The organism is Bacillus sp. AP8 (genome assembly GCF_000321185.1).
Taxonomy (GTDB): domain Bacteria; phylum Bacillota; class Bacilli; order Bacillales; family DSM-1321; genus Bacillus_AD; species Bacillus_AD massilioanorexius.
This window is the reverse complement of sequence record NZ_CAPG01000036.1, coordinates 85,084-106,943: the sequence shown is the minus strand read 5'-3', so window position 1 is coordinate 106,943 and position 21,860 is coordinate 85,084. Positions and strand designations below refer to the sequence as shown.

General features: G+C 33.2%; 21 protein-coding genes. 15 read left to right on the top strand and 6 right to left on the bottom strand.

Going from position 1 to position 21,860, the window contains the following annotated elements; translation table 11 throughout:
* The first annotated feature begins 309 nt into the window (after positions 1 to 309).
* From BN349_RS09710 to BN349_RS23745, 5 genes are all read left to right on the top strand, one after another.
* Positions 310 to 1,629 (top strand): NCS2 family permease, encoded by a 1,320-nt coding sequence (locus BN349_RS09710; protein ID WP_187370316.1) that lies wholly within the window; start codon positions 310 to 312, stop codon positions 1,627 to 1,629.
* A gap of 222 nt (positions 1,630 to 1,851) precedes the next feature.
* Positions 1,852 to 2,973 (top strand): GAF domain-containing sensor histidine kinase, encoded by a 1,122-nt coding sequence (locus BN349_RS09705; protein WP_019242104.1) that lies wholly within the window; start codon positions 1,852 to 1,854, stop codon positions 2,971 to 2,973.
* Between the two features lie 20 nt (positions 2,974 to 2,993).
* On the top strand, positions 2,994 to 3,635 hold the full coding sequence (locus BN349_RS09700; RefSeq protein WP_187370318.1) for a response regulator: 642 nt from the start codon (positions 2,994 to 2,996) through the stop codon (positions 3,633 to 3,635).
* A gap of 125 nt (positions 3,636 to 3,760) precedes the next feature.
* Complete coding sequence (locus tag BN349_RS09695; RefSeq protein ID WP_019242102.1) at positions 3,761 to 4,972, top strand: MFS transporter; 1,212 nt, start codon at positions 3,761 to 3,763, stop codon at positions 4,970 to 4,972.
* A gap of 391 nt (positions 4,973 to 5,363) precedes the next feature.
* The gene (locus BN349_RS23745) at positions 5,364 to 8,096 is read left to right on the top strand and encodes a dynamin family protein (protein WP_019242101.1); all 2,733 of its coding nucleotides are present in this window, start codon (positions 5,364 to 5,366) and stop codon (positions 8,094 to 8,096) included.
* Positions 8,097 to 8,363: 267 nt separating this feature from the next.
* Here BN349_RS23745 and BN349_RS09685 read toward each other — a convergent pair whose 3' ends face one another.
* Together BN349_RS09685 and BN349_RS09680 are read right to left on the bottom strand one after the other, a co-directional pair.
* Positions 8,364 to 9,275 carry a pseudouridine-5'-phosphate glycosidase gene (locus tag BN349_RS09685; protein WP_019242100.1) on the bottom strand — a complete coding sequence of 304 codons (912 nt, stop codon included), beginning with the start codon at positions 9,273 to 9,275 and terminating at the stop codon, positions 8,364 to 8,366.
* A gap of 14 nt (positions 9,276 to 9,289) precedes the next feature.
* Positions 9,290 to 10,387: a carbohydrate kinase gene (locus BN349_RS09680; protein WP_019242099.1), complete on the bottom strand. Its 1,098-nt coding sequence runs from the start codon at positions 10,385 to 10,387 to the stop codon at positions 9,290 to 9,292.
* Positions 10,388 to 10,709: 322 nt separating this feature from the next.
* On the opposite strand from BN349_RS09680, the gene BN349_RS09675 reads away from it, so the two are divergent.
* From BN349_RS09675 to lysA, 5 genes are all read left to right on the top strand, one after another.
* Positions 10,710 to 11,339 (top strand): stage V sporulation protein AA, encoded by a 630-nt coding sequence (locus BN349_RS09675; RefSeq protein WP_019242098.1) that lies wholly within the window; start codon positions 10,710 to 10,712, stop codon positions 11,337 to 11,339.
* The gene (locus BN349_RS09670) at positions 11,320 to 11,742 is read left to right on the top strand and encodes a stage V sporulation protein AB (RefSeq protein ID WP_019242097.1); all 423 of its coding nucleotides are present in this window, start codon (positions 11,320 to 11,322) and stop codon (positions 11,740 to 11,742) included. Before BN349_RS09675 ends, BN349_RS09670 begins: the two co-directional genes overlap by 20 nt.
* Before the next feature lie 23 nt (positions 11,743 to 11,765).
* Complete coding sequence (locus BN349_RS09665; protein ID WP_019242096.1) at positions 11,766 to 12,344, top strand: stage V sporulation protein AE; 579 nt, start codon at positions 11,766 to 11,768, stop codon at positions 12,342 to 12,344.
* A complete protein-coding gene (locus BN349_RS09660) occupies positions 12,328 to 13,809 on the top strand; it encodes a spore germination protein (protein WP_019242095.1) in 1,482 nt (493 codons plus the stop codon). Before BN349_RS09665 ends, BN349_RS09660 begins: the two co-directional genes overlap by 17 nt.
* Positions 13,810 to 13,958: 149 nt before the next feature.
* Positions 13,959 to 15,278, top strand: a complete 1,320-nt coding sequence (gene lysA, locus BN349_RS09655) for a diaminopimelate decarboxylase (RefSeq protein WP_019242094.1) — start codon at positions 13,959 to 13,961, stop codon at positions 15,276 to 15,278.
* Positions 15,279 to 15,407: 129 nt separating this feature from the next.
* Here the strand turns inward: lysA and BN349_RS09650 are convergent, their stop codons facing one another.
* Positions 15,408 to 15,716 carry a hypothetical protein gene (locus tag BN349_RS09650; protein ID WP_019242093.1) on the bottom strand — a complete coding sequence of 103 codons (309 nt, stop codon included), beginning with the start codon at positions 15,714 to 15,716 and terminating at the stop codon, positions 15,408 to 15,410.
* Positions 15,717 to 15,970: 254 nt separating this feature from the next.
* Positions 15,971 to 16,846, bottom strand: coding sequence for a DUF1002 domain-containing protein (locus tag BN349_RS09645; RefSeq protein WP_019242092.1), 876 nt, complete (start codon positions 16,844 to 16,846; stop codon positions 15,971 to 15,973).
* A 471-nt stretch (positions 16,847 to 17,317) separates the two neighbouring features.
* Between BN349_RS09645 and BN349_RS09640 the strand changes: the two genes are divergently transcribed.
* Complete coding sequence (locus tag BN349_RS09640) at positions 17,318 to 17,686, top strand: GNAT family N-acetyltransferase (RefSeq protein WP_019242091.1); 369 nt, start codon at positions 17,318 to 17,320, stop codon at positions 17,684 to 17,686.
* A gap of 282 nt (positions 17,687 to 17,968) precedes the next feature.
* Here BN349_RS09640 and BN349_RS09635 read toward each other — a convergent pair whose 3' ends face one another.
* Together BN349_RS09635 and BN349_RS25350 are read right to left on the bottom strand one after the other, a co-directional pair.
* Positions 17,969 to 18,502, bottom strand: coding sequence for a DUF309 domain-containing protein (locus tag BN349_RS09635; RefSeq protein WP_019242090.1), 534 nt, complete (start codon positions 18,500 to 18,502; stop codon positions 17,969 to 17,971).
* A gap of 414 nt (positions 18,503 to 18,916) precedes the next feature.
* Positions 18,917 to 19,018, bottom strand: a complete 102-nt coding sequence (locus tag BN349_RS25350; RefSeq protein ID WP_019242089.1) for a YjcZ family sporulation protein — start codon at positions 19,016 to 19,018, stop codon at positions 18,917 to 18,919.
* A 174-nt stretch (positions 19,019 to 19,192) separates the two neighbouring features.
* Between BN349_RS25350 and BN349_RS09625 the strand changes: the two genes are divergently transcribed.
* From BN349_RS09625 to BN349_RS09610, 4 genes are all read left to right on the top strand, one after another.
* Positions 19,193 to 19,951: a segregation/condensation protein A gene (locus BN349_RS09625; RefSeq protein ID WP_019242088.1), complete on the top strand. Its 759-nt coding sequence runs from the start codon at positions 19,193 to 19,195 to the stop codon at positions 19,949 to 19,951.
* On the top strand, positions 19,944 to 20,510 hold the full coding sequence (scpB, locus tag BN349_RS09620; RefSeq protein WP_019242087.1) for an SMC-Scp complex subunit ScpB: 567 nt from the start codon (positions 19,944 to 19,946) through the stop codon (positions 20,508 to 20,510). The genes BN349_RS09625 and scpB overlap by 8 nt, the downstream gene beginning before the upstream one ends.
* Positions 20,511 to 20,572: 62 nt before the next feature.
* Positions 20,573 to 21,022 (top strand): hypothetical protein, encoded by a 450-nt coding sequence (locus BN349_RS09615; RefSeq protein ID WP_019242086.1) that lies wholly within the window; start codon positions 20,573 to 20,575, stop codon positions 21,020 to 21,022.
* 51 nt (positions 21,023 to 21,073) lie between these two features.
* The gene (locus BN349_RS09610; RefSeq protein ID WP_019242085.1) at positions 21,074 to 21,562 is read left to right on the top strand and encodes a DUF3907 family protein; all 489 of its coding nucleotides are present in this window, start codon (positions 21,074 to 21,076) and stop codon (positions 21,560 to 21,562) included.
* Positions 21,563 to 21,860 lie beyond the last annotated feature (298 nt).

The following is a 21,860-nucleotide window of genomic DNA, read 5'->3' as shown; positions in this document are numbered from 1 at the left end:
TTATTATTTCTGAATGTACAATATATTTAAAATCAGGAAATCGTGTGTACAAACAAGCAGTCGAAAGTGAGTCCGTGCACATCATAAAAACATTATGTAAAGAACCCTTTGAATAAAAATAAAAGTAAGGTAAAAGTTAAGAGTAAAGGGGATTTCTTAAGTAAACACAGTCGGAAATATCAGAAAGAACAAAAGAGTTGGAAATTATAACTGGAAAAAAATACGGAGAATTATAGCTTGAAAATCAATTTAAAAACGAATATTATAATATAGTTCGTTAAAAAACATTCGTCATTTTAACTTTGAGAAATGACTAGCTACTCGGAGGTTAAGATTTTGTTAGACAAATTTTTTGGTATTAAGAAACATAATTCAACAGTAAAAACAGAAGTTTTTGCAGGGATTACAACCTTTTTTACAATGGTTTATATCATTTTTGTAAATCCTGCTATTCTTTCATCAGTTGGGGTACCATTTGATCAGGTATTTATGGCTACCATTATTGCTACTGTAACAGGTACTTTAATAATGGGTCTTTTAGCTAAATATCCAATAGCTATCGCTCCAGGAATGGGTTTAAATGCATATTTTGCTACAATTGTTGCTACTCAAGGTTTAAGTTATCAAACTGTGTTTGGCGCCATTTTTATTGCAGGTATTTTATTTATCATATTAAGTGTAAGCAATCTTAGACAAATGATTCTAGAAGCGATTCCATCAACAATTAAATATGGAATCACATCAGGTATTGGACTATTTATCGCCTTCTTAGGTTTTAAGCAATCGGGTATCATTGTGGGGAACGAAAGTACATTAGTAGCAATTGGAGATTTAACTGCGCCAGTAACCATCCTATCTATTGTTGGATTATTCATTACTTTAATTCTAATGGTAAGAAGAGTTCAAGGGGCATTTTTCATCGGAATGATCATTACGACAATTATTGGCTTCTTCTGTGGAATGCTTGAGTTTAATGGTCTTGTAAGCTTACCACCAATGCCAACGTTTTTTGATTTAGATCTTGGTGGGGTATTTACGAATGGTTTATATGCAGTTATCTTTGCTTTCTTATTAGTTACTATTTTTGATACGACGGGCACAATGGTTGCTGTTACTGAGCAAGCAGGCTTAATGGAAAATGGAAAAATTGTAAGAGCGAAAAAGGCATTTATGGGAGATTCGATCGCAACTACTGTAGGAGCTATGTTCGGAACAAGTCCATCAACTGCTTATGTTGAATCAACAACAGGTGTAGCTGCTGGAGGAAGAACTGGATTAACAGCAGTAATCGTAGCTGGTTTATTCATCCTTTCTATGTTCTTTTCACCGATTATATCAGCTATTTCTAATTTACCTGCTATTACAGCACCAGTATTAATTATTGTAGGTTGCTTTATGATGGATGGCCTTACTAAAATTAATTGGAAAGCTTTTGATGAAGCATTTCCAGCATTCGTTATTATTTTATCGATGCCATTAACTTCAAGCATTTCAACAGGAATTGCTTTTGGTTTCATTACGTATCCAATATTAAAAGTATTTAGTGGAAAAGCAAAATCCGTACATCCTATCATTTATATTTTCAGTGTACTATTTTTAATTCAAATGATCTTCTTCCCTGCACATTAAAAGAAAAACCGTCACCGGTCCTTTGAGGAAGATTGTAAGAAAAAGCCGATTCAAGCATTTTACGTTTGAATCGGCTTTTTTCTTTAGGATAAATTGATCTTACTTTTTTAGAGTGTCATCCTAAATGGGTCAGTCAATAGAAAGGTGATGTTTTTTTTGGTACTATTAAATTAATTTGGAATCAATGCTAATTATTGTAATTGTTGGTGAAGAGGTGTACTGATGAAGGAGCGTAGAGATTATTTGTCCAATTTACTTCTATTAAAAGAAATTGCAGAAATATTAAATAATAGTATCAGCTTGCAAGAGGTATTAACAGAAGCGTTACCTCGTTTATTAAAAGTCACTAAATTTGAAAACGGTTGGATTTTTTTAATGAATGAAAAAGGTGATTTAGAGCTGAAAACATCTGTGCATTTACCTCCTGCTTTATTAAATGAAAAGGAAAAGCCGATGTGTGGGCAAGATTGTTATTGTATTGAGCGATTTCAGGATGGACGATTACAAAAGGCAGTTAATGTAGTGGAATGTAAGCGTCTGAAAAGAGCCAAAGACAATGATTGGGGTAATACATATGGATTAACACATCATGCATCTGTAGCACTTAAATCAGGTAATGAAAATTTTGGAATCTTAAATGTAGCATCAACTGGGAAGGAATATTTCAAAGAGGAAGAATTAGCCTTACTAGAAGCGGTGGCCTTTCAAATGGGTACTACTATTAAACGAATTCGATTATCGGAAAAGAGTCGTAGATTAGCGGTTCATGAAGAAAGGAATAGGCTAGCACAAGATTTACATGATTCAGTTAACCAGCTTCTATTTTCTGTTAATCTCCTGGCCAAATCAGGTCTATCAAGTAAGAAACGTGAGAATTCGTTAAAGTTATTTCAAGAAATACATATGATTGCAGAAAAAGCTCAAACAGAAATGAAGACTTTAATATGGCAACTTCATCCTAAAGGACTAGAAAAGGGACTAGTATGCGCTCTATCTGCATATGGGGACATGCATAAAGTGAATGTGAGAAGCAATGTCGAAGGTACAGCAACTATTCCAAAACATATTGAAGAACATCTTTGGAGGATTGGTCAAGAAGCGATCAATAATTGTAAAAAATATGCGGGGCAAATGGAAATTACAATCAATTATTACTTTCATGAAAATAAAATTGAAATGAGCATCGAGGATAATGGAAATGGGTTTGATTATAATCCTAATATCGAAATTCCTACTAATGGAATAAGTAATATGAAGAGTAGGGTAAAGGTTTTGCAAGGAGATTTTCAATTTTTTTCAAAGCTTGGTAAAGGCACGCTTATAAAGGTTTCTATTCCTTATTAGGAGGTTAAGTGATTTTGAGAATAACAGTAGTCGTTGTTGATGATCATCCAATTGTAAGAAAAGGATTGGTTACTTTTTTACAAACATATGAGGATTTTGAAATTATCGGGGAAGCTGAGAATGGACAAGAAGCCGTAGAATTAGTACGTAAATTAAATCCTGATATCCTATTAATGGACTTATTAATGCCAGTGATGAATGGTGTGGAAGCGACGAGAATAATAAGTAAAGAAAACAAGCAATTGAAAATACTAATTTTAACAAGCTATTCAGATCAAGAATATGTAGTACCGGCAATAGAGGCAGGGGCGAATGGCTATTTATTAAAAGATAGTGATCCAGAAGCAATCGCGGAAAGTATTATCAACATATCTCGTGGTGTTCAAGTTTTGGATTTAAAGGCAACCTCGCAGCTTATGGATCATGTAAGAAAGAAAAGAGAGAGTTCCCTAGTAAATTCACAAAATGAGAGACTAACGAATCGTGAAAAAGAAGTGTTACAAGAAATAGCGAAAGGTAAAAGTAATAAAGAAATAGCAGATTCCCTTCAAATTACAGAGAAAACAGTAAAAACACATGTCTCTAATATATTATCTAAACTGCAGCTTCAAGATCGTACACAAGCAGCTATTTATGCGCTAAAACAAGAACTGCATGAATAGCTATCTACGACTTAGGATGTAGGAACGATAGAGATTTGTCGATATAAAGAATGAAATAAAATTCAAAATAAAGACTGATGTGTTAAAAAATTTCTTCCTTATAATTATAAGCAAGGAGGGAGAAAATGACATCAATTTACCAGAGTAAGAAATTTCAGTATATTATTGCAGCAAATATTGCATCTTCAATAGGATCAGGAATAACAATGATTGCTGTGCCGTGGTTACTCGTTACATCGAAAGATGGGAATGAGATATTTGGATATGTTACGTTAGGTATGACGATCTTTAATTTCTTTATTACACCTTTTACTGGTGTATTAATTGATAAAATATCTAGAAAAAACTTGTTGATTGCAGGAGAATTGTTAAGTTTTATTATTATTTTTGCTTTTATGGTTGCCGGTTTTGCTAATATAGATTATGGCTTGTGGCAATATATCGTGATCTATGTAACCGGAAGCTTATATTACACACTTTTCTTTCCGACGATGTTTGCCTTTAATCAAGAAGTATTTACAAGTGAACAATATAAGCAACTTAACGGAGCTATGGAAGTGCAGAGCCAATTCTCTAGTATGGTAGCTGGAGGTATTGCAAGTATACTTATTACAAGGTGGAATTTAGAATATATCTTATTCTTAAATTCTTTAACCTATTTAGTTGCTATATATTATTTCAAGAAAATTCAATATAAAAAAACAAACTCAAGTTGTGAGGAGGAAACTAATCCAATTAAACTGACAGAAGGTATAACTTTTTTAATGAAACGCCCGATTATGTTTATCTTTTTATTAGCGTCTTATATCCCATTTATAGGTGTTATGGTAACAAATTATTTATTTCCGGTCTATATAAATGAGGTTTTACAAGGCGAGGGCTGGGTTTATGCATTAGAAAGTGTTATATATTGCATAGGCGCTGTTTTCGCTGGAATTATGATTCCAATAATGGTTAGAAGAACTAAAAATGAAATCGTTATTATATTTGGTGTAATTTGTTATGCTGTGGCCATCTCACTTATTCTTTTTGCTAATCTACCCTTATATCTATCTCTTATGTTTTTTCTTGCTCTTGGAAATGCTGGTGTTAGGGTGGCGAGAAATACATTATTCATGAATAGTATTCCGAACGAAATTATGGGGAGAGTAGACAGTGTATTTCGATTAGTGGGTCTATTAATGAGAGTAATTATACTATCTTTTTTTACAAAAATGGTCTCAGAAGAGAATATTGCTATTTGTTTGATTGTATTAAGCGTTATTTCCTTATTTGCGGTATTAGCTGTGTGTGTTTCTTGGAAGAAAGGAATTTATATTAGTGTTAAGCCAGAATGAAACAGTACGTTTTTTGTAGTGGCCTTGCATGGACTTCAATTTTTATGAGTCGCAGGGCTCTTTTTTGTTGATAGAATTTTGTTTAATATCAAATAAATTACAGAAATATCTCGAAATGTCTCGTAATTGATAGCAATTTGAAATTAAATGTGTAAAAATGTTTGTTAAAATAGAAATATAGGGTAAAAGTAGAGGAGGCTTGATATGGCTTATTCTTTATTAGTTATTTGAAGATACTAGTATATTGATTTATAAATAGTTGTGCATTTTCAGTTATCAAAATAAAGAAAAAGTGTATCGTAAAAAAGGGTAAATATACATAGAAAAACCTTTTAAGATAGCCACTTACATAATTGTTCTATTAAAAAGTAAATTTAAGGGGGTTTTCAATATGACATTAGAGAACCATTTAAGTAAGAAAACATATTTTAAAACATTATGTAATGAAGAAAATACGGCTACTTCAATGGAGAAGTTAGGTCAAATGTTTCTTGAGGAAAATAAAAAAGAATTTGCAGATTTATCATATATACGCTTTGCACAAGGTGAGGTTTATTATCAATATCGAGATTATGAAGCAGCCATTTTTAAATGGGAGAACATATCAAATGAGCTGGAATCTTGGGCAAAGAAAAACGTAGGAGATGCCTATTTTGAATTGAATTTATTACCTACGGCCATTGAAACATTAAAAACGATTCAAACAGATAATATCACACTTCAAACAGAAATAGACTTAAAGCTTTTTCAAATATATATTGAACAAAGCAATCATGAGCTAGCTGTCAAGCACATTAAGGCTGCTGTTTCATTGAATCCAGAATATCAACATATTACTGAGATTGCTAGAGCATACTTTGAGCAAAATAAAGATTGGGAAAACGCTGTAGAATTGGCTGTATCAGAGGCAAATCGTACGGATGATGTTTATTGGATTGATATATTAATTGATTATGCTCAAAATGGTAATACACAAAAAATTAGTCCATCCTATTTTACTTCCGTATTAGAAAATGTGCATAGAATCGACGATACACGTTTTGAGAAATTAACGTGTTCTTTATGGAAAAGTTATCAGTTTGATGATCAATATGTGCAATGGATTATAACCATTAATGAGCTATTAGCAAGTATATCTAATAATGAGTCTTCCATATGGAAAGAGCTTTCAAAAGTTTTTGAGGAAACTTTTATTGATTTAATTAGTGGTGGAAGATATGAATTAAAAGAATTGACAAGCTTTTTGCCGATGGCATTGGAGAATTGGGTAGATATAGTAAAACCTTCTCAAGGCTTAATGGCATATTCCGCATTGCTAGCTTGGAATGAATTCTTCCCTGATACGATCTCGCAACGTGCTGTTCAATTCTCAGAAAATAATATTTGGGAAAGTGCGAATAACCCTCATGTCTTAGAGGACAGTCTAGAGCTATTCTATGAACTAACTGAATGGGCTAGTGAGCAAAATGTTGAGATCACAACACGATTACGCTGGTTAATACAAGAAATATTAGATCTTACGAAACAAAATGTTTTAGTAATTGGTGTTAATAGAACGGGAAAATCTACATTTATTAATTCGGTATTAAAAGAGCAATTATTCTTAACGGAAACGAAAAATACCGTAAGAGTCAAGCATGGAGAACATATAGAAATGAATCTAGTGTCCGATCAAGAGGTGTATACAGATTCAGATTTAAACCATGTTCAAGAAATGATAAATCAAGATGAAAAACTTCATTCGACTTTTATAACTGATGTAGCTATTCCGTCAGATTTGCTTGAAAAGTATAGTGTGACTCTGATTGACACACCTGGCTTTAGAGGGAAAAAAGACGAAGAGGAAGTAACGGATTTTTTACCTTTGGCAGATAGTCTATTATTTGTGTTAGATGCTGAGGATCCATTTACAGAGCAAGAAAGAGATATATTATTAAATATTAAACAACAGGCTCCCCATCTTCCAGTTTCGTTTGTCGTGACAAAACTAGATACGATTTATAATAAACAAGAAGCTAAGAGAATGGTAGAAGAAACAAAAGAAAGAATTGCTCAATACGAGCCAAATGCGAAGGTCATTTCTTTTTCGTCTAAATATGAAATAGCAGGTCAAGAAAATGAAATGACTAATCTATTCGCTTCTCTAGTAGTACCTTCTAATCAAAAAGAAAAACGTGCAATTAAGTTGCTCCAAGTTATTCGAAGAACAATTTTTTATTTGTTACAAAAGCGTCAGGATAAAGAAATTGGACTCGAGCAAGCAATTCTTTGGAATGAAGATATGCTTAAAAAGTTAAATGGGGCCATTAATCAATTGCAGGATTACGAAAAAGAATCAGCGGATGTGGTTACGAGTAAGTATCGTCTTTTAAAATCTGATATGAAAACTGAGATGGAAGAATATATTCCGAAAATGCTCAAAGATTGTGGAGAATTGTTAAAAGAAGATAGTGACTTTAGAAAAGTTCATTTACAATTAAATGAAGAAATGAATTCAAAGATTCAACTATATATGGAAGAGCGTCTTGCTCCAAGGTTTTATCAATCGCTTCAAGAATGGATTTTAGATGCAACATCCGAATTAGAACGCTGTAAATTATTTTTTGAAGAAATGTCAGAAAGCTTTAATGGCTTATATAATGAAGAAAAAGTCAACTTGCAAGGTGACTTTAGGGTTTTAGATGATTGGAATAGAGATATTCGTCGTATGACAAGCGGAGTAAGAATTGAGAGAGAAAATATTCTGTTACGTCATACCCCATCACAATTTTTATTAAAGAGTGCAGGTAAGCTTTTTGGAGCTTTACCACAAAATAAAACGATGCTCTATAATCAATACAAGAAATTTATTGAAAATGAAAATTATGCTGAAACTACTAACTCTGTTATTTCTAAATTTATGCTTTCGTTTGAGATGTTTGAGAAAGCGATTGAAAGAGATATTCATTTATTCTTCTCGACTGCTATTAAAGAAATGGAAGATCGAGTAAAAGAAGCTCATGTGGAAATTAATACAAACGAAGAACTATTAAACGAGATGAGAGAGACTCCTGAAATTTATAAGAATGCTCTTACATTGTTTGAAATTAGACTTCGTCAATATGAATGGATGATAGGGGATTAATGATAAAAGAGGGTCCACTGAAAAGTGATAATAAATCACTTTTCAGTGGACCCTAATGTGTTTATGGGGTGAATCTTTGAGTTAAAGTAAGCCTGTGTGCTGAGGATGAAAAGTCGAGTATCCTTAACAGACTTTGCGAAAATAGTCAAAAAAGCCAATCTATCCATAGGTTTCTGGATAGATTGGCTTTTGCTAATCAGGATTCCTTATAAAGTGAAGAATAAGCAAGTTTTCTGTTCTTCTTATAGTAAGGAGTATTTACAATTTTTATTTTTGTAAAGAAGCAGCGATTTTTGCTCCAACTTCTGCATTATGCTTAACAAGAGCGATATTAGCAACTAAGCTTGTTCCCTCAGTTAATTCTTTTACTTTACCTAAAAGGAAAGGTGTTACTTTTTTACCTGTGATATTGTTTTCTTTTGCTTCTTGAAGAGCTGTTTCAATCACATTAGTAATATATGCTTCATCTAAAGCATCTGCTTCAGGAATAGGATTTGCGATGATTACTCCGCCTTCTAAACCTAAATCCCATTTTGTACGAATCATATTAGCTGCTTCTTCTGCTGTATCAACACGGAAGTTGACATTATAAGGACTAGTTCTAGTGTAGAATGCTGGAAGTACATCCGTTTCAAACCCTACAACCGGAACGCCGTATGTTTCTAAATATTCAAGAGTTAATCCGATATCTAGGATTGATTTAGCGCCTGCACATACAACAGCCACATTCGTTTGCGCTAATTCTTGTAGGTCAGCTGAGATATCCATAGTGTTTTCAGCTTCACGGTGAACCCCACCAATTCCACCAGTAACGAATACTTCGATATCAGCTAATTGAGCACAAATCATTGTAGCAGCAACTGTTGTTGCGCCATGTTTCTTTTGAGAAATAAGGTATGCAAGGTCACGACGACTAGCTTTTTCAATTTCTTTACTTTGTGCTAAAAACTCAAGTTCTTCCTCGTTAATCCCAATTTTGATAACGCCATTAATAATAGCAATGGTTGCAGGAACTGCTCCATTTTGACGAATGATCTCTTCTACTTCTTTTGCCGTTTCAACGTTTTGTGGATATGGCATACCATGTGAAATAATCGTTGATTCTAAAGCTACGATTGGTTTATTGGCTTTTTTTGCTTCTAAAACTTCTGCAGAATATTCAATATAATTTTTTAACATAAGTAATGATCTCCCTATTTAAAGTATTGTTGAACAGCATCTAAAATTAACTGTTCAGATAGATTTGAATGAACTGTTTCCTGAGACTGAAGAGTAAGTGCTGAACAAGACATACCAAGTTTACACGCTTCTTCAATGGATAATGAATGTAAATGACCATATATAATGCCTGAAACAAGTGAGTCTCCTGCTCCAGTTACATCCTTAATGTTAATCGATGGTGGTGAAAGAGTACCTGATTGCCCGTTTGAGCTGACGAAATATAGTCCATCTTTTCCTCGCGTAATCACTACATTTTCTACACCTTTTTTTAAAATAATTTCCCCAGCAATAGCTAAATCATTTTCATTAGAGATGCTCATTTTCGAAAGAGCTTCCGCTTCATCTCGATTTAATACCAACCAAGTGACCCCATGTAAATCTTCTGGGAGTTTTTTAATTTTGGGAGATGATACTGGTGTAATGCATAACGGTATGTTTGATGTATGACAGCGTTCAATAATATGCTTTAAAACAGCTGCTGGAAAATTTGTATCAAGTACAATTATTTCTGAAGAGGCGAAATATCCCCACTTTTTCTCAATATAGTCTGTTTCAACATCGTCATAAATAAACATATCAGCTAATGCTATAGCCATTTCACCATTCTTATCTAATACCGCCGTATAGGTCCCCGTGGAGGCATTAGGCTTTATGTGAGACGGTGAGACATCAACAAAGGCTTTTGTGTAATCTAAAAGCCACTCTCCTTCTTGGTCTTTTCCAACGACAGTCAATAGAGCCGTTTGACAACCTAATTTTCCAAGGTTTTCAGCAATATTTCGAGCAACTCCACCTGGTGATTGAGAGCTTTCAGCTGGATTAGATGTTCCAAATTCTAATGTTTCTAGAGCATGTATCTTTCGATCGACATTTGCTCCACCAATACAAAGAACTTCTTTTTTGTTAGGAAGTATGTAGGCCCTGCCTAGTAAATATCCTTCTTTTGTTAAAGAAGATATATAGCCGGCAACAGCTGAACGTGAAAGTCCAGTTTTTTCTGAAAGCTCATTTTGTGTAACAAAAGGATTTTCCTTAATTAATTGCACAATGAGAGATTCTTTTTCATTCATTGGAAATTCCGCCTATCATTAAACTTTTGTTTTAATAATAAACATTTGTTTGAAAATTTGCAAGTGGATATATATGGTTGTATGTTGTTTTCCTTCTCTATCCATACTAGACATATAAAGTTATACATGTAGTTTTTTCTTGATTTCTTTAAATGCCATTTTTTTATGAATGGAAGCTCTGTAAAAGGGAACAGCTAGCACGAGAATGAAAGCTGTCTCCATTACCTTGGTTTTTCAGAGGTCTACATCCATACCACTTCAAATGCACCATTACTCTTTTATAACAATGCTTAAGAATAAGAAATGTTAGTGGGGTGATAATATGGAACAAATTATATACCTAAGAATGCGGAACCGAATCAAAGTAAATGGTGGGCAACAAATATTTATCAAAGACGTTGCAAAAATTATTGGTCCTAAAGAGAAATTATTAGCGATAGGAGATATTCATTTATATGAGATAACCAAAAAGGATCGAAATATTGTCATTATTGATTTTATCCAGGTAATAGAAAAAATTTTAGAAGTATATCCACAACTTGAAGTTCAGGGGATTGGTACTGCCCAATCTATTATTGAAGTAAAAGTAAAAAAGCGGAATTTTGATGTCATATTTTTTATTTTAGTATGGTTGCTTTTGTTTATTGGAGCTGCTTTAACAATTATGAATTTTCATGAAGATGTCAGTATGCCAGCAGTGCATAAAAAATTATACACATTATTAACTGGAAAAGTTGTCGAGAAACCGCTGATTTTACAAATACCATATAGCTTAGGTTTAGGTGTAGGTATGATCTTATTCTTTAATCATTTTTTTAAGAAACGCTTTAATGAGGAGCCAAGTCCGTTAGAGGTAGAAATGTTCAATTATCAACAAGATTTAGATCAATATGTCATGATGAATGAAAATAAAGAAAGTATGGTTGAAATCGATGACCATTCTAATCGTTAGTATTCTTTTTATTGGTCTATCTGGTGGTTTTGCTGTTGGAGCTGGTTTTGTTGCTTTTTTAACCGTTTTAGGTGTCATCCCTCGCTTAACTCAATTGACAAAAACACAATCTAAAATTCGTTATTATGAATTTGCTGTCGTACTCGGAGTTGTAATGGGTGGTTGGTTTAGTTTAAATGAAGCGTACTTTTCAATCCCGCTATTATTGATTGCCTTTATAGGGGCATTAAGTGGCATTTTTAATGGTATGTTGGCAGCAGCTCTTACCGAAGTTTTAAATGTATTACCGATATTAGCAAAAAGAATTGGCGTTCAAGAAAAAATCATTTATTTATTGATGGCGTTAGTTTTAGGGAAAATTTTTGGTTCATTATTTCAATGGCTGTATTTTGTCGATTTGTAAACAAAATGAAAGGAATAACCATAATGAGCAAGAAGTCTAAGGTCATATTAATTACGGATGGCGATGAATATGCAAAACGTACAGTAGAACTTGTTGCTAAAGAAGTAGGAGGAAGATGTATTTCTCATTCACAAGGAAACCCAACCCATATTACGGGACCAAAGCTTGTGGAACTAATTAAACAAGCGAAACATGATCCGGTATTAGTTATGGTAGACGATAGTGGTTTTGTAGGTGAAGGCTCTGGAGAAAGAGTTATGAAATATTTAGTGAAGAATACAGAAATTGAAATATTAGGCATTATTGCTGTTGCATCAAAAACAAGGCAAAGAGAATGGACAAAGGTAGATGTCTGCATTGATCGAGATGGTAATTTAACACCGTATGGAGTAGATAAGTATGGTTTAGCTGAAATGGAAATCGGTCGAATTACAGGAGATACGGTATATAACATTGATTCTCTACATGTTCCTATTGTTGTCGGGATAGGAGATATCGGTAAGATGGCGATGCAAGATGATTATAAAAAAGGATCTCCTATAACAAAGCTTGCTGTTGAATTAATTCTTGAAAGGAGCGGATATAATGACAACAAAAAGTGAAGAGAAGAAACCCTTACCTAAGAAACTAGAAGAAACTGAACAATTCATGAAAGAACATGTTGGATTAGGGGTTAGTTTTGATTTAGGAGTGCGTAAATTCAAAGTATTAAAAAAAGATGTCAATTTATACTATGTTAATGGACTATGCGATACGAACTTCATCATTCATCTTTTAGAAGAATTAGTAGAATTAAATGATCATGAAAGAATGAATCACAATATTTTTTCCATCATAGAAAACCGTTTAGTAAATCAATCTGTTGCAACGATACATACAATAGATGAATTGGTGGATCAAGTATTAACGGGTTTGGTTGTTTTCTTGGTAGAAGGAGAAACAAAAGGTCTAGTAGTCGATGTTAGAAGTTATCCAGGGCGGACACCTCAAGAACCTGACACAGAAAAGGTTGTAAGGGGGTCTCGAGATGGTTATGTAGAAAATATTATTATTAATACAGCTTTAACAAGAAGAAGAATACATGATGAAAGACTACGTTTCGAAATTATTAAAGTAGGAGAACGTTCTAAAACCGATGTAGCAATAGGGTATATTAAAGACGTTGCAAACCCAGATCTAGTAGAAACGATACGGAAAAAAATTGAGTCAATAAAAGTTGATGGTTTAACGATGGCGGATAAGACGGTAGAAGAATTTATGGTTAAACAAGGCTATGACCCGTATCCACTAGTAAGGTATACAGAGAGAGCGGATGTTGGAGCGACTCACTTATTAGAAGGACATGTTTTAATTTATGTAGATACTTCTCCTAGTGTTATTATCACTCCTACTACGTATTTTCATCATGTTCAGCATGCGGAAGAATATAGACAATCACCTGCTGTCGGAACGTTTGTTAGATGGATTCGTTTTTTAGGGATTTTTACATCGGTATTTTTACTGCCATTATGGTATTTATTTGTGATAGAGCCAAATATGCTTCCAGCGAGTTTATCTTTTATTGGACCGAATGATGAAACAAATATTCCAATACTTATTCAAATTATTATCGCGGATATTGGTGTGGAATTTTTAAGGTTAGCCGCCATTCATACGCCTACACCACTTTCAACTGCCATGGGCTTAGTTGCAGCTGTTTTGATAGGTCAAATTGCTATTGATGTAGGTCTTTTTGTTGGAGAGGTTATTTTATATGTAGCAGTTGTAACGTTAGGAACATTTGCAACACCAAGCTTGGAATTAAGTGTTGCGAACAAGCTAGCAAGGTTATATTTAGTTTTTTGTGTCGCTCTTTTCCATGCACCTGGATTTGTTGTAGGTACTACCATTTATATCTTGTATTTGGCTCGGATTAAATCATTAGAAACACCGTATTTATGGCCATTACTTCCATTTAATCCAGCTGCCTTTATGCAAATCTTAGTAAGAAAATCAGTACCAGGTTCTAAAATTCGCCCAAGTATAGTACATCCGAGGAATCGCTTCAAGCAACCTGAAAATTCGTAATCCATCCCTTGAAGTTGTATTAATATTATGTTAATTTAATAATTATTTAGCAACTATTAAAAAGGCAGGTCATCGTGATTTCTGCCTATTTTCTTTTACATTTGTCAAATTATCTAATGAATCAAGCGTTAAAAGAAGGGATGAGGATCATGTATTTTTACGGAACAAGTAGAACAAACAGCAAAGGACATCTTGAAATAGGGGGAAAAGATACTGTTGAGCTAGCACAAAGCTATGGAACGCCATTATATGTCTATGATGTAGCCCTAATTAGAGAAAGAGCCAAAGGATTTAAGCAAACTTTTGAGAAATTGGGAGTATCATCACAAGTAGCATACGCTAGTAAAGCATTTTCATCCATTGCAATGATTCAATTAGCTGAAGAAGAAGGCTTATCATTAGATGTTGTTTCTGCAGGAGAATTGTATACAGCGCTTGCAGCCGGTTTTCCAAAAGAAAAAATTCACTTTCATGGAAATAATAAAAGTGAAGAAGAGTTATTAATGGCAATAGAAGAGAATATCGGATGTATAGTAGTTGATAACGATCGTGAATTATTCGTATTAGCAGAAATGTGTGAAAGAAAAAATAAAAAAATGTCTATATTACTGCGAGTAACACCAGGTGTTGAAGCCCATACCCACGATTATATTGTAACAGGTCAAGAAGATTCTAAATTCGGCTTTCATTTAGAAAATGGACAAGCTGAAAAAGCAATGTTATTCGCACAAAATCATCCATTTATTGATTTATTAGGTTTGCACTGTCATATTGGTTCGCAAATTTTTGAAACAGCTGGCTTTTTATTAGCAGCCGATAAATTAATGGGGAAATTAAAAGAATGGTTCAATCAATACCAATTCCAAGCAAAAGTTCTTAATTTAGGTGGCGGATTCGGTATTCGATATACTTCAGAAGATTCACCTCTACCTCCAGCAGATTATGTAGAAGAAATTGTGAAAGAAGTTAAGAAGCAATCTGAAAGCTTAGGGATTCCTGTACCCGAAATATGGATTGAGCCTGGTCGTTCGTTAGTAGGGGATGCAGGTACAACTCTTTATAAAATAGGCAATTATAAAGAAATACCTGATGTAAGAAAATATGTAGCGATTGATGGTGGAATGAGTGATAATATTCGTCCCGCATTATATGACGCAAAGTACGATGCTGTGCTAGCAAATCGTATGGAAGATGAAGTCGAAGAAACAGTATCAATTGCTGGAAAATGCTGTGAAAGCGGAGATATGCTCATATGGGATCTTCCACTTCCTAAAGCAAAAGCAAATGATATTTTAGCTGTATTTTGTACAGGTGCGTATGGATATGCTATGTCGAATAATTACAATCGAATTCCGAGACCGGCAGTTGTATTTGTGGAAAATAGTGAAGCAAAACTTGTGATTAAAAGAGAAACACTGCAAGATATCATTAAACTAGATTTGCCATTAGGGGAAAAAGTCAATAAATAACGGATTTGAAAGTGTTCAAAATAATAGAGGTGTCTAAAAGTGATTAAACAAACGTTTTAGACACCTCTTTATTTTAATTTACGATATAAATGTTACGAAAATCGATAATCTAATCTACTTTAAATGAGTTTATCTAACGGTAAACTCCGTAATTTCACGAATACTGATTATTACTTCTGCGAACGTTTCCGTTTGTGTTTGATTGTTACAAGTACAAATTTGTTTAGCAGGAGTATTTGGGTTACCTGGAGTATTTCCTAAAATAAGAACATTGTTCCTTACTTCTCTTATAGTACCGAAAGCACGGTTACCATTTCTTTCATAAATAACAACGTCAAGTCCTATTCTATTTCTTAGTTGTCTTGCTAATCCTTCGGAACTTTGAGAGTTACTTTCTTGACTTGCAAGATAATCCTCGTAATCATTAATTCGAGACATTAAACATCAACCTACCTTTAAGAGTATTTTAATAGTATTTGTAAGTTAATATATTCACAGAAATTCGATTTAGCTTATACATTTGTCTCTGATGAAGAATATTTTTTACTATATTAATGATCTTTCAGAGTTTCACAATATGAAAAGTAGCCGACATAGTTTTTATTTATACCAAGCAGTATGTATAGATAAGCAAAACCCCAGGATCATATATTATCCTGAGGTGTGATTGTAAAGCTATAATAGTTTTCTATTTAAGAAAATAATGATTTGATTGCATCGATAATGCTTACAAAGAAAGCTTTCACTTTATCAAGAAAGCCTTGACCTTCTTCAGATTGGAAAAACTCAGTTAGTTTTTCCTTGGCTTTATTCAATTGGTCACCAACAGCGTTCCAATCAATATTTAAATCTTTTAACTTGTTAAATAAATCTACTAAGCTTTGTTTTTGTTCGTCTGTTAATGAAATGTTTAAATCCTGTGCTGCTTGATCTACTACTTCTTTTACTTCAGCTTCCGTCTGTGGCTTGTTTTCTGAAATGCCTTCTTTAATTTTTGTCATTAGAGCTGAAGCTTCATCAGTTCCAATTTGATCTCCAAGTTTTGCTGCTGTAACCATTTCTTCATTTGCCGCTTGTTTGACCTCTTCAGGAATAGCTTTATCTGCCGTTACTTCATAGGCTTTAATAATACCTGTTAAAGCTGCAGTTCCTGAAACTTCAAATGGAGCTGTTACATATATTTCAGCATCTTTAACACCTGCGGTAGCAAGGGCATTAATAAACATTTCTTCACTAACCCAGTTAATGTTATTTGTTTTTACAATTAAACCAGAGTTCTTTTTACCTAGAGTAATTTTTGATGATGAAATAGCTTTTGTGCCAATTAATCTTTTAGAAATGTAATCTCCTAAATATTCATGTTCTTCAGCATTTGAAACTGTTACGATTTCAACATCCGCAGGAACATCCATTTCTTTTAGCAACTGATCCTTTTGTTGAGCCGTTAAATTTTCTCCTAATGTGACGATAACATCGCCAGCTTGAGCATCAGCGAATGCTTGTATTGGAAGAAGTAATAGACATAACATCGTAATTGTTAATATAAATTTTTTACTCATTCGTTTCATGTATTTAACCTCCTATTACCTTATAGACGAATGTGATTAGAAAAAAGATGCACTTTGTCAAAAAAAGTTCATCTTTTTTTGAAGTAGACAATCACTAATCAAGCATAATGAATTGAACCTAATAAATCAATATGGCTGTAGATGTATTATTTCCTAAACTCTCTACATAATTGATGAAATATTTATTTTTTTGATATTATTTTTTATATTCAGTTATGGTAGTATTAAATTGTTGTGATAATGAAGTAAGCGTTTTAACAATTACTATTGTTTATGTCTTATTCTATTGATTAAGTGACTTATTTGTTGTGAAAAGTATGGATAGTAGTATTTAATGTATGATAATAGGTTATGAATAGAATACCTAAAAGAGTACAAGTTGATTGAAGGTCTTTTTTTTTGTAAAATGTATACATAATATTAAATCAATTATGTACTAAAAAATGTTCTTCAATATAAAGAGGTAAGAATATGCTGATACGATATAAAAAGAATTTAGAGAAAATAGCCATGGGTTTATTATCATTTATGCCGAATGAAAAAGATGTTAAGAAACTTCAAGCTACTATAAAGCAATATGAGTCTTTAGACGATTGGCAGCTGTTTTTATGGAAAGAAGACGATGATATTATTGGTGTGATTGGGATCATTCTTGATTCAAGTAACAAAATTACTATACAACATATTACCGTTAATCCTTCTTTTAGATATCAAGGAATCGGGAAAAAGATGCTTCTTCAAATTGAAGAGATGTATAGTGATAAACAAATAGAAGCGACAGATTTAACAACGGGCTTCTTGGAAAAGTGTTTAGTCGATGAAGAAAGAGAACCAAAATAGGCTGGTTTAAATGTCAGGCGAAATCTTTATGATTTCGCCTTTTTCTTGTGTAGATCTGACATATATTACTGTTAATTTATAAGAAATAATAAACGGGTGGAATTCTGTGAAAATCCTATATGAACTAGTAGGCTAGGCATTCGTCTATGAAATAAGAAAAGACAGCATTGGCAACAATGACCAGGAGATTGAGAAGTCAGTTTCAGGCAAACCTCATGACGTATATAAAAATATATAAAAGCCCTCCTAGTGAAAACATTTCAGGAGGGCTTTTACTGTCATTCATTTAAAATGGCTGTTTTCTTTTCGTAGTTCTTTTTGATATTCGCGCTCTTTAATTACTTCACTTCGATCTCTTAACATATGACGATGAATAATCCTATCATCTATTATGTGCTGCTTACTCCATGGCAAGCCTTTAGAATTACATTCTATTCGGCATAATTGTAATAATTGATCATTGTTTATTGGAAGGTTAAAGCTTTCGTAGCTTTTCCCATTTTGTATATTTAATAAGCAAGCATTCATACATGTAAGAAGTTGAGCATAACTAAGACCTAAGGATGTAATAATCTCTGGAGTGATATTTTCCATTATGGTAATAGCTTTTTTCATCGATTTTTCTGCACCAATAAAATTTTCTCTTCGATGATGATAGGCGGAAACAGCAAGTAAAATAAAACCTACCCAATGAGATTTTTTGTTTCGAGGATCAACCTCTTTCCAATATTCTTCTAAAATTTCATGACACTCAAAATAGTCACGACTTCCATGGAATTGTACAAGGTATGAGACAAATTCTGCTGGGAAAGTCATATTATCACTCCTCTCCTTGAAATTGTAGCAAATATTTACCTGTAAAGAAATAAATTTACTGTAGAAGGTGTCATATCAAACGCGCTGGTCATTCACTTGATATACTCAGGACATAAGCTACCCGTTTTCGACAATCAAACACGAAGTTGTTCCAGCATATGAATGATGCTGATCGAGAATTACAAGCCACTGTAGCATTTGTTTTGTGTGGCTGTTTTCTAAAAGTTTGTTGTTATCAATACCATATGGAGAGAGCGGCTAGACAAGTGAGACGCAACAGCTTATGAACCAAGAATCCGCCTCTCTGCGGTATTCCACTCGGTTCTCAGTCTATATTTGTTACTGGTTCATAGGCAACTTTAAAAATAGCCTTATGTAAAAAGACCCGGTTATTGTTTACCGGGTAAAAAAGAGTTAGCAAATCCAAGCTGCACCAACAATTATTAAAAGAATAAAAAGTGTTACAATAAGCGCAAATCCGCTTACGTTACCTCCACCACAACATCCATCACTCATATAAATACCTCCTTAAAAGGTTTACTTCTCTGTCAGCATATGAATCAACTCGATAAAACGTATAGGCTATTGCCTATAATATAATGATTTCTCTTTGAAATTATATTGGATAAACGATGGAAATCATCTATACTAAGATTTATACAGTAATAAAATGTAATGGTGGTATAATTAATGATTTATAACGTGAAAATTGATGCTTTCGAAGGTCCGCTTGACTTACTATTGCATTTAATCCACACATTGGAAATTGATATATATGATATTCCGGTTGCTGAAATAACCGAACAGTATTTGTTATACATTCATACTATGAAGGAACTAGAGCTCAATGTTGCAAGCGAGTATTTAGTAATGGCAGCCACTTTATTAGCAATCAAAAGCAAAATGCTTTTACCAAAATATGAAGATGAACTAGAAGAAGAAAATGATTTTTCATATGAGGAAGATCCTCGAGATGAACTAGTAGAAAAACTAATCGAGTATAAAAAGTATAAACAAGCAGCAGTTGAATTAAAATCGCTTGAGGAAGAAAGAAGCCTTATGTTCTCAAAACCACCAAGTGATTTAACTTATTTATTGAAGGAATTAGAACCTCAAAAGGTAGATATTAATGTCTCGATATATGATATGCTTGGCGCTTATCATAAGTTATTACGTCGAAAAAAATTACAAAAGCCATTACATACAAAAGTGGCAAGGCAAGAAATATCTATTGAAAATAGAATGAATGAAATTCTACATGAAGTACGTTCCATTTCAGGAAGAGTGAGTTTTTTTAAGCTGTTCCCATATCAAGATAAAGAGCATATTGTCATTACATTTTTGGCGATATTAGAATTGCTTAAACGCGATGAAATATACGCTGAACAAGAGAATAATTTTGCTGATTTATTTATTGCTAACAAGGAAGGTGTAATGACAAATGGATAAAAAAGAAACCTATGGAATATTAGAAGCATTGTTATTTGCTGCTGGTGATGAAGGTATCTCGTTACAACAAATAACAACTGTGCTAGATGTTACCGTGTTGGAGGCAACAAGCCTTTTAGAATCATTAAAGGAACAATATAAAAAGAAAGAAAGAGGCTTAATGATTATAGAAGTTGGTGGTGTATTTCAGCTCGTTACAAAAAAGAAACACTCAGGTTACTTAAAGAAGCTAGTTGAATCACCAGGAAGCGCTATTCTTTCACAGGCAGCTTTAGAAACGTTAGCAATCATTGCCTATAAGCAGCCAATTACAAGAGCTGAAATCGAAGAAATTCGAGGTGTGAAAACGGATCGATCACTACAAACCTTAACTGCAAAAGCATTAATTAAGGAAGTAGGCAGAGTAGATGGTCCCGGCAGAGCCATTTTGTATGGAACTACGAAAGAGTTTTTAGATTGTTTCGGGTTAAATACTATTCAAGAATTACCTCCGTTAGATGATTTGCCAGACGATTCAACTGATGAAGAAGCAGATTTGTTTTTCGGATTGCCTAATTAAACAGATAACGTTTACTAGAAATTATAGGTATGACAGAACTTTCCATCTTGTGGTAATATGAGATGGAAAGTTCTATTCATCTAGAATATTTTCTTCGTTCTATCATTCTTTTCGTATTAGAAAGTAATGTTGGAGGGATTTTATTGTTAATAAAGGAATGTAAGGGATATGAGTTAGAAAAAGAAAAAACAAATTCTCCAGAAGATAATTTTACTAGATCAGAAGTTATTTATATGGAAAATGGTCAAGAAAAAAAGCTACATGTACTATATGTTAGATTTTTTGAAGAATCATTTGAACAGTATGTACCTTATACGTCCAATCCGCTTTTTAAAGTGGGTGAAAGAGATATTTACTTTAAGGACATAGTGGCGTTAGTTTGTTTATTGCACAATCCGAGTAATTATCAACGTAAGAGAATTTTTATTAGTTCACAGCTTGAATTCGCGAAATATTTTAAAGATATAGATTTTGAGAAAGTTGAATTATTGGTCAAACAAACTGTAGACTAAATAATAAAGATATAGGAAAATCAATTATCATTTTAAGTGGGGGAATTCAAAATGGGAAATACAATCGTTAAGACACAGCTTGAGGAAGTAACAAAGTTTTTAGCATCTACTGTAACTGTTTTAGAAGAGTATATCAATAAAACGACAATCAGTAGCCTTCAAGAAGAGCAAAGTGGAGATGAACATTATTATAAAAGCTTACTTGCAAATTTGCGAAGATTAGAAGTGTTTTGTGCTGAAGGCTATGAAGCTTGTAAAATCATAGTGAGTAACGAAGTATTTCATAAAGGTGCAGCTGAAAAAACACTTTATAAGATATATCATCAGTGTATTGAAGAATTTTTCTCTCCAAAAAATGATGCATGGTTTGAAGATAGTCGTTCAGCTTATACAGGAAGAAATTCAATCAAATTTCATAAAGAAATTGCTGTTTCATTTTCAACATTGATTAAACAGCTTGAAAGTGGATTTCAGACTATACGAGAAGAACTAGAGTACTACGAAACAGATTATCGAACAAAAATGTTACAGTCTAAGTAGAACAAAATCATTTTAAATAGGTTGTCTAATAAAACTTACATTTGAGACGTAGTTCTAAGAGTGAATATTTTCTTTAAGAACTACGTCTTCTTTGTTAGTTAAAACCCGAATGATAACGATCACTATTTATAGCGCATAGCAGAGGCTTTTCTAAGAAATGAGAAATACATCAATAAATGAAGTGTTTTCAATATATAAGCGTCTTATAAAGCATAGGAGACTCAGCGCCCGTGCAGTGGAAAATGAGCATTCTGAGCGGAATTCAATTCAGCCCATATTCGTTACTTGTTCATAGGCA

Excerpts from the sequence above, each read along its gene's own strand:
- BN349_RS09710 (WP_187370316.1), top strand. The coding sequence starts at position 310 with ATGACTAGCTACTCGGAGGTTAAGATTTTGTTAGACAAATTTTTTGGT.
- BN349_RS09705 (WP_019242104.1), top strand. The coding sequence starts at position 1,852 with ATGAAGGAGCGTAGAGATTATTTGTCCAATTTACTTCTATTAAAAGAA.
- BN349_RS09695 (WP_019242102.1), top strand. The coding sequence starts at position 3,761 with ATGACATCAATTTACCAGAGTAAGAAATTTCAGTATATTATTGCAGCA.
- BN349_RS23745 (WP_019242101.1), top strand. The coding sequence starts at position 5,364 with ATGACATTAGAGAACCATTTAAGTAAGAAAACATATTTTAAAACATTA.
- BN349_RS09685 (WP_019242100.1), bottom strand. The coding sequence starts at position 9,275 with ATGTTAAAAAATTATATTGAATATTCTGCAGAAGTTTTAGAAGCAAAA.
- BN349_RS09680 (WP_019242099.1), bottom strand. The coding sequence starts at position 10,387 with ATGAATGAAAAAGAATCTCTCATTGTGCAATTAATTAAGGAAAATCCT.
- BN349_RS09675 (WP_019242098.1), top strand. The coding sequence starts at position 10,710 with ATGGAACAAATTATATACCTAAGAATGCGGAACCGAATCAAAGTAAAT.
- BN349_RS09670 (WP_019242097.1), top strand. The coding sequence starts at position 11,320 with ATGACCATTCTAATCGTTAGTATTCTTTTTATTGGTCTATCTGGTGGT.
- BN349_RS09665 (WP_019242096.1), top strand. The coding sequence starts at position 11,766 with ATGAGCAAGAAGTCTAAGGTCATATTAATTACGGATGGCGATGAATAT.
- BN349_RS09660 (WP_019242095.1), top strand. The coding sequence starts at position 12,328 with ATGACAACAAAAAGTGAAGAGAAGAAACCCTTACCTAAGAAACTAGAA.
- lysA (WP_019242094.1), top strand. The coding sequence starts at position 13,959 with ATGTATTTTTACGGAACAAGTAGAACAAACAGCAAAGGACATCTTGAA.
- BN349_RS09650 (WP_019242093.1), bottom strand. The coding sequence starts at position 15,716 with ATGTCTCGAATTAATGATTACGAGGATTATCTTGCAAGTCAAGAAAGT.
- BN349_RS09645 (WP_019242092.1), bottom strand. The coding sequence starts at position 16,846 with ATGAAACGAATGAGTAAAAAATTTATATTAACAATTACGATGTTATGT.
- BN349_RS09640 (WP_019242091.1), top strand. The coding sequence starts at position 17,318 with ATGCTGATACGATATAAAAAGAATTTAGAGAAAATAGCCATGGGTTTA.
- BN349_RS09635 (WP_019242090.1), bottom strand. The coding sequence starts at position 18,502 with ATGACTTTCCCAGCAGAATTTGTCTCATACCTTGTACAATTCCATGGA.
- BN349_RS25350 (WP_019242089.1), bottom strand. The coding sequence starts at position 19,018 with ATGAGTGATGGATGTTGTGGTGGAGGTAACGTAAGCGGATTTGCGCTT.
- BN349_RS09625 (WP_019242088.1), top strand. The coding sequence starts at position 19,193 with ATGATTTATAACGTGAAAATTGATGCTTTCGAAGGTCCGCTTGACTTA.
- scpB (WP_019242087.1), top strand. The coding sequence starts at position 19,944 with ATGGATAAAAAAGAAACCTATGGAATATTAGAAGCATTGTTATTTGCT.
- BN349_RS09615 (WP_019242086.1), top strand. The coding sequence starts at position 20,573 with ATGGAAAGTTCTATTCATCTAGAATATTTTCTTCGTTCTATCATTCTT.
- BN349_RS09610 (WP_019242085.1), top strand. The coding sequence starts at position 21,074 with ATGGGAAATACAATCGTTAAGACACAGCTTGAGGAAGTAACAAAGTTT.